This window comes from Chitinophaga sp. LS1 (assembly GCF_034274695.1).
Lineage (GTDB): Bacteria > Bacteroidota > Bacteroidia > Chitinophagales > Chitinophagaceae > Chitinophaga.
The window spans coordinates 2,265,751-2,281,100 of sequence record NZ_CP128362.1; the positions used below are offsets into that span (position 1 = coordinate 2,265,751).

Genomic DNA, 15,350 nt, shown 5'->3' on the forward strand with positions numbered 1-15,350 from the left:
ATATATGGGTATAGACATTGTATTCGCCATCATCCTTGTAATTGCTATTTATAAGGGATATAGCCGTGGTCTGATCATAGCGGTATTCTCATTTATAGCAGTCACATTGGGGCTTGCAGCAGCATTGAAGTTGACCACCGTGGCCGTATTGTACGCCCAATCACATTGGGATATGCATACACGTTGGTTACCAGTCATTTGCTTCATCGCCCTGTTCCTGGGAGTGATATTTTTAGTCCGTCTTGGGGCCACTCTGCTGCAAAAGCTGGTAGAAGTGGCTATGATGGGCTGGCTAAACAAATTAGGCGGGATTTTACTATATAGTGCTATCTTTATCATGGTCTACAGTGTCCTTTTATGGATAGCCAATCAGTTATATTGGTTAAGCCCGGAAATCAAAATACAATCTGTTGTATATCCGTACATTGAGCATCTCGGGCCGGCGGTCATGAATGGCGTTGGCAAACTAATACCCATCTTTAAGGATATGTTTGCCAGTCTGCAATCATTTTTTGACAATGCAGCCAGGGAGATACAGAGCAAACAATAGAGGGTCATGGACATAGGTTAAATGATCTATATCCCTCGCTTCAAAGATTATTTGAATTAATAAAAAGAATTATTTTAGCGCAAAATTGACTTTCAAGCTTTGGCAATGGATTACGAAATCAAAACACAGGGAAAGTTTAAGTTTGTTGAAGAAGGGGAGGGTGAACCGCTGGTATTATTGCACGGGCTATTTGGTGCACTGAGTAATTTTGGTGGGCTGATCGAATACTTCCGCCACTACAACAAAGTAGTGGTACCGCTTTTGCCTTTGTTTGATCTGAATATTCTGGATACATCTGTAGCTGGCCTGGCCAAGTACGTTCATAAGTTTATTGAAACGATGGAGTATTCCAATGTACACCTGCTGGGTAACTCCCTGGGTGGACACGTTGGGTTGGTATACCTGCTGAAACATCCTGAAGCTCCGATCAAATCCCTCACACTGACTGGTAGTTCCGGTCTGTTTGAAAACGGGATGGGCGAAACTTATCCTAAAAGAGGAGACTACGAATATATCCGCAAGAAAACAGAACTTACCTTCTACGATCCTGCAATGGCTACCAAAGAGCTGGTGGACGAAGTATTTGACATTACGACCAACCGTCTTAAGGTGATCAAGATCATCACGCTGGCTAAGTCGGCTATACGCCATAACCTGGGTGAAGAACTTCGTGAAATCAAGCTCCCAACCTTGCTGGTATGGGGATTGAACGATACCGTGACTCCGCCAATGGTAGGTGAGGAGTTCCACAAACTCATTCCTAACTCAGAACTGCACTTCGTTGATAAATGCGGTCATGCCCCTATGATGGAGCAGCCGGATGAATTCAATCAGATCCTGCATCCTTTTCTGCAAAAACTGGGAAGTAAATAAAACCTACTACTCACATCATTATATTGAAGCTGATTCAACAGGATCAGCTTCATTTTTTTTATCACTCATCCACTACCATCCCATCGCGCTGTATGTAACAAACCACGCGCATTTAGCGTTACGTATATAAGCATAGCTGCATGCTTTATTCATAAATCCCCTCGTCCGGTACGAGGACGTTAGCGATTCTTTTCCTATTATTGTATCACAATAGCGCAATTAATAATGCTGGCACGTGATCTCATATCGACAGTTATACCAATCCTCCATCCTCTTGACCCAGGGTCCAGAGCGTTGCGTCTGATGAATGAATACCATCTTTCCCAACTGCCCCTGGTATTGGAAAATAAGTACCTGGCGCTGGTGGAAGAAGATGATATCCTTGATCTGGAAGATACTGAGGTATCACTCGAGAATATGGAATATAATGGTCCGAAGCCCGGCGTATTGGAGAGTGCCCACTTTTATGAGGCGCTAAAGGTCTTTTATGACCTGAAATTGTCTGTACTACCTGTCATCAGCCGGGAAAATGAGTACCTTGGCGTACTTACGAAAGATAATCTACTGGCGGTACTGGCACAGTACAACGGTGTAAAGGAACCGGGAGGTATCATTGCACTGGATATTGACCCCCGCGATTACAGCCTTAGTGAGATCGCGAGAATAGCAGAATCGAATGATATCACATTGCTCAGTGTGAATACCATTACCAGTCCGGCTACTGGCAGACTGGAAGTACTGCTAAAGACCAACCGTCAGGAGCTACAGGGGCTGGTGGCTACGTTTGAGCGGTTCAACTACACTATTAAATACACAATCACCGAAGAGCAGGAGGAAGATATGCTCCGAAAAAATTACGATTTGCTGATGAATTATATCAGCATGTAATCGTCCTCCAGATTAGTTATGCAGATTGCAATATATAGCCGTGGATTTGTAAGAGAAGACCTGCCTATCATCCAGTTGTTGCTGAATGAGCTGGCAAGAGAGGAGATTGATGTGATCATTTACGAAGCTTTCTTTAAGGGCTTACAGCCACATATCACTTATACAAAAGAGCCAGCGACTTTTGCCTGTGCAGCAGATCTGCATGGCAGGGCGGATATTCTTGTGAGCCTCGGTGGGGATGGTACCCTGCTGGATACGGTTTGTTATGTACGGGATAAGAATATTCCGGTGCTGGGAATCAATTTTGGAAGGTTAGGTTTTTTGGCGAGTATAGGGAAGGATGCGATTTATGCAGCAGTTCAGGCGTTAAAGCAACGTACATATGTGGTGGATAAGAGAACGCTGATACATCTGGATAGTAATGTACCTTCTCTGTTTGGAGAGGTGCCTTATGGCCTGAATGACTTTACTATACATAAGAAAGATACGTCTGCAATGGTGAAAATCCATACTTACCTGAACGGTGAGTTTTTGAATACTTATTGGGCAGATGGGTTGATAGTAGCTACGCCTACAGGATCTACAGGGTATTCACTTAGTTGTGGTGGGCCAGTAGTGTTTCCGGAGGCAGGGAGTTTTGTGATTACGCCGGTGGCGCCGCATAACCTGAATGTGAGGCCGATTATAGTACCGGATGATAATGTGATCAGTTTTGAAGTGGAGGGGAGGAGTGATCAGTTCCTTTGTACCCTTGATTCGAGAATGGAGACGATTGATAATACGGTACAGCTGGCTATAAAGAAAGAGTCGTTTAAGTTGAGCCTGCTGAGGCTGGATGATAGTAATTTCTTACATACGTTAAGACATAAGTTACTTTGGGGCATTGATGCAAGAAATACCTTAAAATAGTTGAAGGGAATGGGGAGGTTGCTAAAGGTAACCTTCCCATTCCCTTCGGAAAGTCGATTTTTTTGATTTTGCATACGGTAAAATCAAAAAAATCGGGAGCAACAACTGCTTACTGTAGTAATCCGGCTACATATTTGCAAACTACCACATTAGGATTTTTTATTACATTTGTTCACTTGTTATAATACCAAAAGCAGGATAATCGCGTTTAAAGGAATTATCGCGTTTAAGCAAACCGATTTATGGGCAAACCTTTTTTTTACAAACGTATCATCACGTCCACCCTTATAGCAGTAGGATCCCTATTCCTGACGCCTGCTTTTGCGCAGAACGAGCTGTCTTATACCGGTGAACTGGGCTTTTCCATAGGAGCTGCCCATTATTTTGGGGATCTCAATACCAATGGACGTCTCAACGCCCCCAAACCTGCTATCGGTATCTTTTACCGCAAGTACATGAATGACTACGTAGGCGTACGCTTCCACGGTCGTTATATGATGCTGGGTTATTCGGATACTTATAACAACAACGATTTTCAAAAACGCCGTAACCTCAGTTTCAATACCAATGTATTCGAACTGGGTGTGCAGGGCGATTTTAACTTCTTCCGTTTTGAACCTGGGTCCAGCTATTACCGCTTTACGCCATACTTCACGGGAGGAGCCTCTTTATTCTACTTCAATCCATACGCTTTCCTGAATAACAGGAAGTACTACCTCCAGCCACTCCGTACAGAAGGGCAGGGGAGCGCCATGTACCCTGACAGGAAACCATATAGCCTCGTATCTAGCGCCTGGTTGCTGGGAGGTGGTTTTAAATACAACCTGTCGAAAAAGGTGAACCTTGGGTTGGAAGTATTATACCGCTTTACCAACACCGACTACCTGGATGATGTGAGCACCACCTACGCAGGTACCGCTTTATTCCCTGCAGATGCCAACGGTAATTCCACCCCGGCGTACCTCCTTCAGGACCGTAGTTACGCCACCGGAGACAGAATTGGGATAGCTGGCAGGCAGCGTGGTAACAGCCGTGACAAAGATCAGTTCGTTACCGCTGAACTGACTATTAGCATCCTGTTTACGTCTTATAGATGTAAATTCTGATTTCGCAGGCAAAGTTTGTCTATCTGTAGTCCTTTCTGGCCATTTGGCCTATTACTTCTACTTTCAATAAGCGTTTTTTCGAGTCAAACAGCCAACAGCAAAGGATTTCGCTGTTAAAAATCCGTTAAAACCCCACCCCCCCCTTTGCCGGGAAAGGCATATATCTATTTTTGTATCTTTGCACACCTTAATAAAATCTGTATCGATATATATAATACGCCGGAGATACTCATGAGTTTGAAGGACAAATTAGACTTACAACGGTTGCCACGACATATTGCTGTCATTATGGACGGTAATGGCCGTTGGGCTAAGGAGCGCGGTCAGGACAGGTTGTTTGGCCATTATGAGGGAGTGGAAAGTGTGCGTAATATTGCCGAAGCCTGCGCCGAACTGGGAATTGGTTACCTTACCCTTTATGCCTTTTCTACCGAGAATTGGGACCGACCCGTTTATGAAGTAAACGGGATCATGGAGCTATTGGTCAATACGATCCGTAGTGAAGTGAGCACGCTCATCAAAAATAACATCCGGTTACATGTAATCGGAGACATGAACATGTTGCCCGGAAACTGTAAAATGGAGATGGAGGAGGCCATAAGCCTTACCAGTCAATGTACAGGACTCAACCTGATAATGGCCCTCAGTTATAGTGCCCGTTGGGAAATCCTAAATGCTGCCAAAAAAATTGCGCAGGATGTAAAAGATGGAAAACTCGAACCCGAGGCCATCACTCCTGACAAGTGGCAGCAGTACCTCTGTACTGCCGACCTGCCCGATCCGGAACTAATGATCCGGACCAGCGGAGAATGCAGAATCAGTAACTTCCTGCTTTATCAGCTGGCCTACGCGGAACTGTATTTTACAGACACCCGTTGGCCTGACTTCCGCAAAGAACATCTTTACGAAGCTATCTTAAACTTTCAGAACAGAGAACGACGCTTTGGCAAAACAAGCGATCAAATACAGCAGAATGAACAAATTATTTCCTAAGAGCCTACTGGCCATAGTATTATGTTGCAGTGCCGGCATTCGTGTATCCGCCCAGGAGAGAGATACCATCCCTGCAGCAGAACAACCAGTGGGATTGAACTTACCATTGGGAAATTCACAACCTCAGCAATACGAGATAGCTGACATCGTGGTGTCAGGAACCCAGTATCTTGATAAGTCCCTGCTGATCTCCCTCTCCGGATTGAACGTAGGTGACAAAGTCGTTTACCCCGGCGGCGACCAGTTTGCGAAAGCAATCCAGGCCCTGTGGGGACAAAGACTGTTTGCCAACGTCGCTATTTATGTAAACAAAATTCAAGATGGTCAGATCTGGCTGGAAATTGAACTGCAGGAACGACCACGTCTGAACAAGTTTCTCTTCAAAGGAGTTAAAAAATCCGAACAGGAAGAAATCATCAAGAAAACCGGCATGCGTAAAGGCCAGGTGGTAACCGAAAGCATGGAACAAAATGCTGTAGGCATCATCAGGAAATACTATAGTGAAAAAGGTTTCCGCAACGCCGAAGTATCTGTCAATGAACAAACCGATAGCTCACAATCCAATGCTACCAACGTACAGTTTATCGTAGCAAAAGGTAATAAAGCCAAGGTCGACAACATATACATCGTTGGGAACCAGAACATTTCAGATTCGAAACTGAAAAAGAAAATGAAGGGTACCAAAGAAAGGAGCCGCCTCACCATCTATCCGGATTATGAGCCAGTATGGCCTGATTCGGCTGATAACCGTGGCGACTACTGGTCTACCTTCGGATACCTCCAGCCTTCCCGTACACTGGAAGAACTGGATCCTTATTTCCGCTTCAAGCTGTTCTCCTCTGCTAAGTTCAACGAAAACAAGTACACTGAAGATAAAGAGAAAGTGATCTCTTTCTATAACACCCAGGGTTACCGCGATGCGGTGCTGCTGAGGGATACAACTTACAAATCCCTGAACGGTGGTGTGAATGTGAGCATGGAAGTGATGGAAGGTAAGAAGTACTACTTCGGTAAAATCACCTGGAAAGGGAATACCCGCTATACTGACTCTCTGCTGGCAAAAGTATTGGGTATCAAAGAAGGTGACACGTACAACCAGGAAATGCTGCAGAAACGCCTGCTGTCTTCCGAAGGTGGTGACGTAGGTGGTCTGTACATGGACTACGGTTACCTGTTCTTCCACGCTGATCCGGTAGAAGTAGGTATTCATGGTGATACCATCGACTACGAAATCAGGATCTCCGAAGGTCCTCAGGCTACGATCAAGGAAGTACGTATTGCAGGTAATGAAAAAACCAACGAACATGTGATCCGTCGTGAGCTGCGTACACTGCCTGGTGAGAAATTCAGCCGTACCGACCTGATTCGTTCTAACCGTGAAATTGCGAATCTTGGTTTCTTCAACCCTGAAAAGATTGGTATGAACCCGGTGCCTAACATTCAGGACGGAACTGTGGACATTGATTATACAGTAGAAGAAAAAGCAAACGATCAGCTGGAACTGTCAGCAGGTTGGGGTGGTTATATTGGTCTGACCGGTACATTGGGTGTGACCTTCAATAACTTCTCCCTGCGCAATATCTTCAACAAACAAACATGGGATCCATTACCAAGCGGAGACGGTCAGAAATTATCTGTTCGTGTCTCCTCAAACGGTAAAGCATATCGTTCTTACAACTTCTCTTTCACTGAGCCATGGCTGGGCGGTAAAAAGAGAAACCAGTTCTCAGTAAGCTTCTATAATAGCTACCAGAACCCGAACGCATATTCTTCTTATATATATGGTTCTACCCTGTCAAACAATGCTTACTTCAAGGTAATGGGTGCTTCTATCTCCCTCGGTAAGCAGCTGAAATGGCCTGATGACTATTTCACCCTTATCTACGCGGTGAACTATCAGCGCTATAGCCTGAAGAACTATAACTACTTTAATATCGCAGGGTACTCCAACGGTATCTCTAACAATATCAACCTGAAACTGACTTTGGCCCGTTCATCAGTTGACCAGCAGATCTTCCCAAGATCCGGTTCCAACTTTATGTTTAGCGGTCAGTTTACACCTCCTTACTCCATGTTCAGCCCGGATAAGGATTTTAAACTGCAGTCCATCAAAGATCAGTTCAGCTTTATCGAATATCAGAAATACCGATTCAATGCTGAGTGGTACGTTCCATTGAGCAAGCCAATGGGTAGCGACAACAAGATGTTCGTAATGAAGATTGCTGCTAAATTTGGTTATATCAGCCGTTATAACAACAGAACGACCCTGTCTCCATTCGGTCGCTTCGAGTTGGGAGGTGATGGTCTGAGTAACTTTGCGATCTATGACCGTGATATCGTATCCCAGAGAGGTTATCCCGTATACTATTCATCAGATCCAAGAAGCAATTCCGAAAGCAGCCAGCCTTCTGGCTACGAAGGGTTCACGATCTTCAACAAGTATATCATGGAGTTGCGTTATCCTTTCAGCCTGAACCCAAGTTCTACGATCTTTGGTCTGGCATTCCTGGAAGCAGCCAACGGTTACAGGGATGTACAGGAATACAATCCATTCAAACTCCGCCGTTCAGCAGGTCTTGGCATGCGTTTCTACCTGCCTATGTTTGGTCTGCTTGGATTTGACTACGGTGTCGGCTTTGACCGTATCACATCCGGCAATGGTCTGAAAGATGCGACCAAGTTCACCTTCATGCTGGGCTTCGAACCAGAATAATGGGGGAACTGGCAGAATGGAGCTCTCCTGACGGAGGGCTTTCATACTATCAGGGTTAGGTGTGACGTTTGAATAAATTTTAAATTATATATTGCAAATCCGAAATCCCGGGGGTGCCTATAGTTTAAATCAATAAACACTATGAAGAAACTAAGCCTCATGATCGCCCTGGTGCTGGGAACTGCCCTGATGGCAAGTGCACAGCGCTATTGCGTGATCGATACCAAATATATTCTGGACAATATCCCTGAATATAAAGAAGCTCAGAGTAAGCTGGATGCTGTGGCTGAGCAATGGCAAAAGGAGATCGACGCTAAATTCCTGGAAGTAGATAAGATGTACAAATCTTATCAGGCAGAGCAGGTGATGCTTACAGACGAACTAAAGCACAAGCGTGAGGAAGAGATTGTAGCGAGAGAAAAAGAGGCAAAGGATTTGCAGAAGAAACGTTTTGGTTACGAAGGGGACCTATTCAAAAAGAGAGAGGAACTGGTAAAACCTATACAGGACAGAATTTATAATGCCGTACAAAAACTAGCCGCCCAGCGCATGTACGACTTTGTGCTGGATAAGGCCGGAGGTGTAACCGTGATTTTCTCTGATCCTAAGTTGGATAAAAGTGATGACATTCTAAATACCCTTGGTGTAAAGAAGCAGTAACAAGACATCCAACAGAAAGGTGATTTAGGAATTATTAACCTTTTGTACCAATTTTTAACCTTAGTTTAGTATTCAAAATTTTTTTAAACACAGACAACATCATGAAGAAGTATGTAATTATTGCTTTCGTGGCAGTATCCGGATTGTTCAGCGTGAAGACAATGGCACAGTCCAAAGTGGCTCACATTAATGCACAGGCCCTGATTGAGGCAATGCCGGAAGCCCAGACGGCAATGAAATCACTGCAAGCTTATGCAGAAGAACTGGATAAGGATGGTAAAGGACTGATTGATGATTATCAGAAGAAGATGAAAGAGTTTAATGACGGTGTAGATAAAATGAGCGACAACGTTAAAGAAATCAAAGGTAAAGAACTCCAGACTGCTCAGAAAAACATCCAGGACTACCAGGATGCAGCTCAGAACAAAATCGAAGCTAAACGTCAGGAACTGCTGAAACCAATCTATGACAAGGCTCGTAAAGCAATTGAAGACACAGCGAAAGAAAAAGGTTACGGTTATGTAATCGACAACTCTCAGAGCATTCTGCTGGTAGCTCCAGCTGGTGATGACCTGTCTGCAGCTGTAAAAACTAAGCTGGGTATCAAATAATCTGACACTTAGAACTAATTATAATAGCCCCGGGACCAGTTCCCGGGGTATTTTTTTAAAAATCCTTTATTATCTCATAAAATTCTTTACCTTTGCCTTCCGTTTTAAAAACACGGGTTCCGCAAAACGGGAAAGTGTTTAGTATAGTACAGGTAAAAACAAAATATTAAAATGAAACGTACTTTTCAACCGCATAACAGACGCAGAAAGAGCGTTCATGGTTTTAGAAAGAGAATGGAAACTGCTAACGGCCGTAAAGTATTAGCTTCCCGCAGAGCTAAAGGACGTAAGAAATTAACTGTTTCTGACGAGCGTAAGCTGAAATAATATCAGCTTTAACTGCATAAGCCTTTGGGCATAACTGCAGCTTTTAAGGCTGGTTCCTGATCGAACAGAATGTTATTGCTTTTGATAGATAAATCGGACTTGCCATAAAAACTTATTCTTTTACAAAAGAAGAAAGGTTAAAAAGCAGAAAAATCATTGAAACGCTTTTTCGGGAAGGAAAAGCGTTTTCTGTTTTTCCATACCGCGTAGTATATATGCCGGTAGATACTCCCATTGCCCCATACCCCGTTCAGGCCGGTTTTACCGTCTCTACAAAACGTTTTCCGCATGCTGTGGACCGTAACAGAGTAAAACGCCTGACCCGGGAAGCCTATCGCCTGCAAAAAGGTGAACTGTATGAACAGCTACGGGCACAACAGCCCAACGGTCAGCTGGCCGTATTCTTCATCTATACAGATAAGAAAATAGCTCCCTTTACTACCCTCCAACACAAAATTTCCCTAATTTTAAAGAAACTGGCGAAGGAAGCGCTGGCTGTATCATGAAGATCTTCAGCTTGTTGACTTATCCGTTTATTTGGGTAATCAGGATTTACCAATGGGGCATTTCACCGCTGCTGGGCAATAAGTGCAGGTATACACCCACCTGCTCACAATATGGCGTAGAAGCTCTGAAAAAACACGGCCTTATAAAAGGCGGTTACCTTACCGTAAAAAGGATCTTGTCCTGCCATCCATGGGGTGGACACGGCCATGATCCGGTACCCTGAACGGCAGGTGTGGCAGCACCGTTTATAAACCTGAGCATTGTATGCAGGTCATAACAGGAAAATGTCCCCTGCGTATAATCCATATAGCCGCCGGGCAATCGTCTGGCTATCACGTATTTTAACTTTTCAAATACGTAAAGAACTTGTAGCTTACAATTGCTTATAAATTAGCTCACATTAACTTTTACCTATGCGTGCATTTTTTCAAAGAAAGAGGAGGATTGTAGTGATATTGGTATTGCTTATCATAGGTGCTACCGGTATCAAAGCTTACAGTGATAAAGACAAATACTTTGAGATCGCTAAGAATCTGGACATCTTCGCAGCTTTCTACCGGGAGCTGAATACCTATTATGTAGACGACCTGCCCCCGGAAAAACTGATGCATAAAGGTATAGACGCCATCCTGGAAGAAACCGATCCATATACAGACTTCATTCCTGAAGAAAACCTGGATGAACTTAAATTCATGGCCACCGGTAAATACGGTGGTGTAGGTATCTCAGTCATCACCGACAGCATTCGCACCGTAGTGACTGATATCTACGAAGGCAGTCCGATGGACAAAGCCGGTGTGAAAACCGGTGACCTGATCCTGTCCCTGGATGGAAAATCTACCCAGGATATGGACCAGGACGACATCAGCCATATGCTGAAAGGCGTACCCGGCACTACCCTGAAAATGGTGATTAAAAACCCTTCCACAGGCGTAGAAACGGCCAAGATCATCACCCGCGAAGAGATCAATGTAAAGCCTGTAAGCTATTCAGGTATAGTAGGTAATGATATAGGGTATATCCGCATGACACAGTTTACTGAAAATAGCGGCGATGCCGTATCCGACGCCTTTACCCTGCTGAAAAAGGACCATCCGACACTGAAAGGCGTGATCCTGGACCTGCGTGGTAACCCCGGTGGCTTGCTGGACGAAGCTGTACTCGTGGCGAACATCTTTGTAGATAAGAACAAGGTGATTGTAAGCACAAAAGGAAAGGTAAAGAACTGGGACCGCGACTATAAAACAGAAGGCAACGCAATCGACGCCAGGATCCCACTGGCTGTTTTGACAAACCGCTCCTCTGCTTCCGCTTCAGAAATCGTAGCAGGTGCTATGCAGGATCTGGATCGTGGAGTGATCATCGGTCAGCGCTCTTTTGGTAAAGGGTTGGTACAAACTACCCGCCCGCTGCCCTACAATGCAAAACTGAAAGTTACAACTGCCAAATATTATACACCCAGTGGCCGCTGTATTCAGGCGATTGACTACTCCCACCGTAATGATGATGGAGAAGTTGAATCTGTGCCGGACAGCCTGCGTAAATCATTCAATACCGCTGATGGCCGTAAGGTACGTGATGGTGGAGGAATAGAGCCTGATGATGCAGTAGATCCAACGCTGCTCAGCCAGGTAACAGTGACCCTGCTGCGCAGACAGTACATCTTTGACTATGCTACACAGTATTACTATTCACATCCTAAGATTGCAGCAGCAGGTACCTTCACCCTGAATGAAGATGACTTTACCGACTTTATGCATTACCTGGATGGCAGGAATTATAGTTATAAAACCCGTTCGGAAGAAGCACTGGAAAACTTCCAGGCTACTGCCCGTAAAGAGAAATATTACGATGCCGTGTCTAAGGAATTCGACGCCCTGCAGGCTAAGATGAAGCACGACAAAAAGCAGGATCTGCTGAAGAATAAAACAGAGATCAAACACCTGCTGGAAGAAGAGATCTCTAACCGCTATTATATGCAGAAGGGTAGGATCGCACAGTCACTGGTAACGGATAATGAAGTGACTGAGGCGGTGAAAGTGCTGCATGATTCCCAGCGGTATCAGCAATTGCTGCATTGATAATTTAATCGCTTTTGTCTTTAGCAAAAGCGATTTTTCTTTATGCCATATAGCTTTCATTTTATGAAGAAACTCATCCTACCTTTCATTATCATCATTCTGCTGGCATGTAATAATACCAATAGCAGCAGCAAACATGATTCAGTAACTGTGATCAGAAAAGATACCACGACTGAATATTTTGATACAACGGCAATGAATATACTGAGTGAAACAGAACGGGTAGAAGGATGGCAGTTAATGTTCAATGGAAAAGATCTGAGTGGCTGGCATCTTTACCAGCACAAGACAGGAGGTGCATGGTCCGCAGATAGCGGTATGTTGCATTGCAGGGGAGATAAGGATTTCAAAGCGAACCGTGCAGATCTGACTTCTGACAGTACATATGAAAACTTTGAATTGTTTTTGGAATGGAAGATTGCACCGCAGGGTAATAGTGGTATCATCTATTTAGCATCAGAAGAATATCCGGCTCCTTTTATGAGCGGACCAGAATATCAGCTGATCGATGCGAACAACTTTCCTGAGAAGTTGGAAGACTGGCAACTAACGGGGTGTAATTATGCGATGAGTGCGCCATTGGTGAATGCAACGCGGCCGGCAGGTGTGTGGAACCATGCCCGGATTGTGGTGTATCATGGTCATGTGGAGCATTGGCTGAATGGGCAGAAGACAGCAGATTATGTAATCGGGTCAAAGGAGTGGAAAGCAGAAAAGGAGAAAGGAAAGTGGAAGGACGCTAAAGGGTATGGTGCTACGAAAAATGGATTTATCGATTTGCAGGATCACGGAAGTGAGATCTGGTTTAAGAATATTAAAATAAAACGGCTATTATAGAAGGCTGCTTCGCTGCCTTCTATAATAGCCGTTTATCGTTATCGTAGGTTGCGAAGCCGCCTACGATAACGATAGAATCTCAAAAAAGAATGGCCATTGCTTCGCAGTGGCCATTCTTTTTTGACTATTTCAAAATTTCAAAATATTAAAATTTCAAAATTAAAGCGCAGCTTCGTAACGTTTGCTAACTGCATCCCAGTTTACAACATTCCAGAACGCCTTCAGATAATCAGGACGACGGTTCTGATATTTCAGGTAGTAAGCATGTTCCCATACATCCACACCTAAGATTGGTGTACCTTTTACTTCAGCTACATCCATCAGGGGATTATCCTGGTTAGGTGTAGAAGAAATCTCCAGTTTGCCACCATTTATCAGCAACCAGGCCCAACCAGAACCAAAGCGGGTAGTACCGGCAGCATTGAATTTTTCTTTGAATTCTTCGAAAGAACCGAAAGTGCTCTTGATCGCATCAGCCAGTTTGCCAGTAGGCTCACCACCTGCATTAGGACCAAGAATAGTCCAGAAGAAGCTGTGGTTCCAGTGACCACCGCCATTGTTTCTGATCGCTGGGCTCAGTGTACCAGCGATAGCAACCAGTTCTTCCAGGGATTTATTTTCATTTTCAGTACCGGCAATTGCTTTGTTCAGGTTATCAACATATGCCTGATGGTGCTTACCATGGTGAATTTCCATTGTCTGCTTATCAATATTTGGTTCCAGGGCGTCGGTAGCGTACGGTAAGCTCGGAAGTGTAAATGCCATAACTTATGTTTTTTTATTGCGTTAAAAAATAAGAGTGTATCAATTGGTACCAAATTTACTGCCTAATATGGTAAATATCAAAAGGCACAGGCGAATTGGGCACCCTGATGGAAGCGGTCGTTAACTCCTTCCGCTGTAGTTATCAACAAAACATAGGTATTACTGCCCAATTCACGTACCAAAAGGGTTGGATATATGCTTTTTTATTTTATATTTACGTTAAGTGTTATAACAACTTTAGTACGGCATTCCGGTTACGTTTACACGTAGAGGTTACTGTTGTTCGTATAAAACTAAAAGTATGTTGACAGACTCGGACATGGGCCAAAATTACTCCCTCAACGCCTTACAAAAGGAAAATGAACTATTGAAGACACGGATCAAGTGGCTCGAAACCTTATTGGACCATGTACCCGCTATGTTATACACTCATCAGAATGATATTAAGACTGTCAACTGGTGTAACCGCTATATGGAAGATGTGACGGGTTATACACTGGAAGAGATGAGTGGGATGGGGCTTGATTTTTTCAAAGCGATCATGCACCCGGAGGACTTTGATCTGGCGGTTATTGCCCAGCAATCATTTCAGGAAAACAAAAGTGTATTTGGCGGAGTGTTACGATTTCGTAAACGGGATACGGAGCACTGGTGCTGGCTGGTAGGATTGGCGATGCCATTTACAAGGGATGAAAATGGCAAGGTAAAAGATGTGATTTGCGCCTTTCTGGATCTGACACTGGCAATGGATACAAACGATCAGCTGGCCGAAGCGATGAGAGAGGTGCTACGCAGGCATAACGACGATCTGCTGGCCAAACTCACAGCAAGAGAAAAGGAAATCCTCAAACTGGCCGTCGGGGGCCTGAACAATAAAGAAATAGCCGACACCCTCAACCTGAGCCGACATACGGTTGAAACCCACCGGAAAAATATCCGGTTAAAACTTAAAGTTAGGAATACTACTGAATTAGTAGCCCTGGCAAGAAAGGTTGGGTATCAGTAATTTAAGTAAATTTCCTGCAATTTGCCTGCGCTTGTTTTGCAAAAAATACCCAACCTTGGGTATTTGCATAACAATCAAACTCCATTAATTTAGTAACCTATTAACCAAAGGAGAGTTTGATACGTTAGGAAAGACATTTTTTAAAAAAGGAAAAAGATAGTTAGTAATACCCCTATTGCTATGATCACCGAGGAAAGCGCATTAAAAGTTTTGCAGCTGGACGGTTCTGCAACTGCAGAAGAGATAGTTGCCCGCTATGAGTCATTGAAAGATCAATATAAAAAGATCAAAAATGAAACTGACGATCTAAAGACATTGCTGGCGTACCAGCTTAAGCAGATAGAACTAGACGACGTCTATATTTATTTCAGAAAGAAACAAAGGATTTAACCTGAAGCTATTACCCTTTCATTCGTTGTAATTTAGCTCGGCTTTCATCCATTGTTTGTCGCTGTTTTTGATGTGACACACAATCAAGATAACCCACAGCATGCCTTTCTAATCTTTCAGCTCGTATTATTTCC

General features: G+C 44.0%; 17 protein-coding genes. 16 read left to right on the forward strand and 1 reads right to left on the reverse strand.

The window, feature by feature from the left end:
* The first annotated feature begins 4 nt into the window (after positions 1 to 4).
* The 14 genes from QQL36_RS09465 (at position 5) to QQL36_RS09530 (ending at position 13,055) form a co-directional block, all read left to right on the forward strand.
* Entirely contained in the window at positions 5 to 550 is a 546-nt protein-coding gene (locus QQL36_RS09465) for a CvpA family protein (protein WP_083724430.1), read from the forward strand.
* Positions 551 to 655: 105 nt separating this feature from the next.
* Positions 656 to 1,423 carry an alpha/beta fold hydrolase gene (locus QQL36_RS09470; protein ID WP_083724432.1) on the forward strand — a complete coding sequence of 256 codons (768 nt, stop codon included), beginning with the start codon at positions 656 to 658 and terminating at the stop codon, positions 1,421 to 1,423.
* Between the two features lie 225 nt (positions 1,424 to 1,648).
* Positions 1,649 to 2,311 (forward strand): CBS domain-containing protein, encoded by a 663-nt coding sequence (locus QQL36_RS09475; protein ID WP_143708893.1) that lies wholly within the window; start codon positions 1,649 to 1,651, stop codon positions 2,309 to 2,311.
* Positions 2,312 to 2,329: 18 nt separating this feature from the next.
* Entirely contained in the window at positions 2,330 to 3,220 is an 891-nt protein-coding gene (locus tag QQL36_RS09480; protein WP_083724436.1) for an NAD kinase, read from the forward strand.
* A gap of 242 nt (positions 3,221 to 3,462) precedes the next feature.
* A complete protein-coding gene (locus tag QQL36_RS09485; RefSeq protein ID WP_083724438.1) occupies positions 3,463 to 4,326 on the forward strand; it encodes a DUF6089 family protein in 864 nt (287 codons plus the stop codon).
* A 231-nt stretch (positions 4,327 to 4,557) separates the two neighbouring features.
* A complete protein-coding gene (locus tag QQL36_RS09490; RefSeq protein ID WP_179091172.1) occupies positions 4,558 to 5,319 on the forward strand; it encodes an isoprenyl transferase in 762 nt (253 codons plus the stop codon).
* Positions 5,300 to 8,032 (forward strand): outer membrane protein assembly factor, encoded by a 2,733-nt coding sequence (locus tag QQL36_RS09495; protein ID WP_083724440.1) that lies wholly within the window; start codon positions 5,300 to 5,302, stop codon positions 8,030 to 8,032. The genes QQL36_RS09490 and QQL36_RS09495 overlap by 20 nt, the downstream gene beginning before the upstream one ends.
* 141 nt (positions 8,033 to 8,173) lie before the next feature.
* Entirely contained in the window at positions 8,174 to 8,692 is a 519-nt protein-coding gene (locus QQL36_RS09500) for an OmpH family outer membrane protein (protein WP_083724442.1), read from the forward strand.
* 101 nt (positions 8,693 to 8,793) lie between these two features.
* Positions 8,794 to 9,303, forward strand: coding sequence for an OmpH family outer membrane protein (locus tag QQL36_RS09505; RefSeq protein ID WP_083724444.1), 510 nt, complete (start codon positions 8,794 to 8,796; stop codon positions 9,301 to 9,303).
* A 171-nt stretch (positions 9,304 to 9,474) separates the two neighbouring features.
* Positions 9,475 to 9,630, forward strand: coding sequence for a 50S ribosomal protein L34 (gene rpmH / locus QQL36_RS09510; protein ID WP_012788729.1), 156 nt, complete (start codon positions 9,475 to 9,477; stop codon positions 9,628 to 9,630).
* A 104-nt stretch (positions 9,631 to 9,734) separates the two neighbouring features.
* Complete coding sequence (locus tag QQL36_RS09515) at positions 9,735 to 10,136, forward strand: ribonuclease P protein component (RefSeq protein WP_083724446.1); 402 nt, start codon at positions 9,735 to 9,737, stop codon at positions 10,134 to 10,136.
* A complete protein-coding gene (yidD, locus tag QQL36_RS09520; protein WP_083724448.1) occupies positions 10,133 to 10,360 on the forward strand; it encodes a membrane protein insertion efficiency factor YidD in 228 nt (75 codons plus the stop codon). The genes QQL36_RS09515 and yidD overlap by 4 nt, the downstream gene beginning before the upstream one ends.
* 190 nt (positions 10,361 to 10,550) lie before the next feature.
* Positions 10,551 to 12,218, forward strand: a complete 1,668-nt coding sequence (locus QQL36_RS09525; protein WP_321569592.1) for a S41 family peptidase — start codon at positions 10,551 to 10,553, stop codon at positions 12,216 to 12,218.
* A 63-nt stretch (positions 12,219 to 12,281) separates the two neighbouring features.
* Positions 12,282 to 13,055 carry a DUF1080 domain-containing protein gene (locus QQL36_RS09530; RefSeq protein WP_321569593.1) on the forward strand — a complete coding sequence of 258 codons (774 nt, stop codon included), beginning with the start codon at positions 12,282 to 12,284 and terminating at the stop codon, positions 13,053 to 13,055.
* A gap of 159 nt (positions 13,056 to 13,214) precedes the next feature.
* Here the strand turns inward: QQL36_RS09530 and QQL36_RS09535 are convergent, their stop codons facing one another.
* Positions 13,215 to 13,820 carry a superoxide dismutase gene (locus QQL36_RS09535; protein ID WP_321569594.1) on the reverse strand — a complete coding sequence of 202 codons (606 nt, stop codon included), beginning with the start codon at positions 13,818 to 13,820 and terminating at the stop codon, positions 13,215 to 13,217.
* A gap of 301 nt (positions 13,821 to 14,121) precedes the next feature.
* Here QQL36_RS09535 and QQL36_RS09540 point away from each other — a divergent pair, with 301 nt between their 5' ends.
* Both QQL36_RS09540 and QQL36_RS09545 read left to right on the forward strand, forming a co-directional pair.
* On the forward strand, positions 14,122 to 14,826 hold the full coding sequence (locus QQL36_RS09540) for a LuxR C-terminal-related transcriptional regulator (RefSeq protein WP_083724456.1): 705 nt from the start codon (positions 14,122 to 14,124) through the stop codon (positions 14,824 to 14,826).
* A 180-nt stretch (positions 14,827 to 15,006) separates the two neighbouring features.
* Complete coding sequence (locus QQL36_RS09545) at positions 15,007 to 15,216, forward strand: hypothetical protein (protein WP_083724458.1); 210 nt, start codon at positions 15,007 to 15,009, stop codon at positions 15,214 to 15,216.
* Positions 15,217 to 15,350 lie beyond the last annotated feature (134 nt).

What these genes read in the sequence shown, in the direction of transcription:
- QQL36_RS09485 (WP_083724438.1), top strand. Translation starts at nt 3,463, where the DNA reads ATGGGCAAACCTTTTTTTTACAAACGTATCATCACGTCCACCCTTATA.
- QQL36_RS09530 (WP_321569593.1), top strand. Translation starts at nt 12,282, where the DNA reads ATGAAGAAACTCATCCTACCTTTCATTATCATCATTCTGCTGGCATGT.
- QQL36_RS09490 (WP_179091172.1), top strand. Translation starts at nt 4,558, where the DNA reads ATGAGTTTGAAGGACAAATTAGACTTACAACGGTTGCCACGACATATT.
- rpmH (WP_012788729.1), top strand. Translation starts at nt 9,475, where the DNA reads ATGAAACGTACTTTTCAACCGCATAACAGACGCAGAAAGAGCGTTCAT.
- QQL36_RS09540 (WP_083724456.1), top strand. Translation starts at nt 14,122, where the DNA reads ATGTTGACAGACTCGGACATGGGCCAAAATTACTCCCTCAACGCCTTA.
- QQL36_RS09525 (WP_321569592.1), top strand. Translation starts at nt 10,551, where the DNA reads ATGCGTGCATTTTTTCAAAGAAAGAGGAGGATTGTAGTGATATTGGTA.
- QQL36_RS09470 (WP_083724432.1), top strand. Translation starts at nt 656, where the DNA reads ATGGATTACGAAATCAAAACACAGGGAAAGTTTAAGTTTGTTGAAGAA.
- yidD (WP_083724448.1), top strand. Translation starts at nt 10,133, where the DNA reads ATGAAGATCTTCAGCTTGTTGACTTATCCGTTTATTTGGGTAATCAGG.
- QQL36_RS09500 (WP_083724442.1), top strand. Translation starts at nt 8,174, where the DNA reads ATGAAGAAACTAAGCCTCATGATCGCCCTGGTGCTGGGAACTGCCCTG.
- QQL36_RS09505 (WP_083724444.1), top strand. Translation starts at nt 8,794, where the DNA reads ATGAAGAAGTATGTAATTATTGCTTTCGTGGCAGTATCCGGATTGTTC.
- QQL36_RS09480 (WP_083724436.1), top strand. Translation starts at nt 2,330, where the DNA reads ATGCAGATTGCAATATATAGCCGTGGATTTGTAAGAGAAGACCTGCCT.
- QQL36_RS09545 (WP_083724458.1), top strand. Translation starts at nt 15,007, where the DNA reads ATGATCACCGAGGAAAGCGCATTAAAAGTTTTGCAGCTGGACGGTTCT.
- QQL36_RS09495 (WP_083724440.1), top strand. Translation starts at nt 5,300, where the DNA reads ATGAACAAATTATTTCCTAAGAGCCTACTGGCCATAGTATTATGTTGC.
- QQL36_RS09535 (WP_321569594.1), bottom strand. Translation starts at nt 13,820, where the DNA reads ATGGCATTTACACTTCCGAGCTTACCGTACGCTACCGACGCCCTGGAA.
- QQL36_RS09475 (WP_143708893.1), top strand. Translation starts at nt 1,649, where the DNA reads ATGCTGGCACGTGATCTCATATCGACAGTTATACCAATCCTCCATCCT.
- QQL36_RS09465 (WP_083724430.1), top strand. Translation starts at nt 5, where the DNA reads ATGGGTATAGACATTGTATTCGCCATCATCCTTGTAATTGCTATTTAT.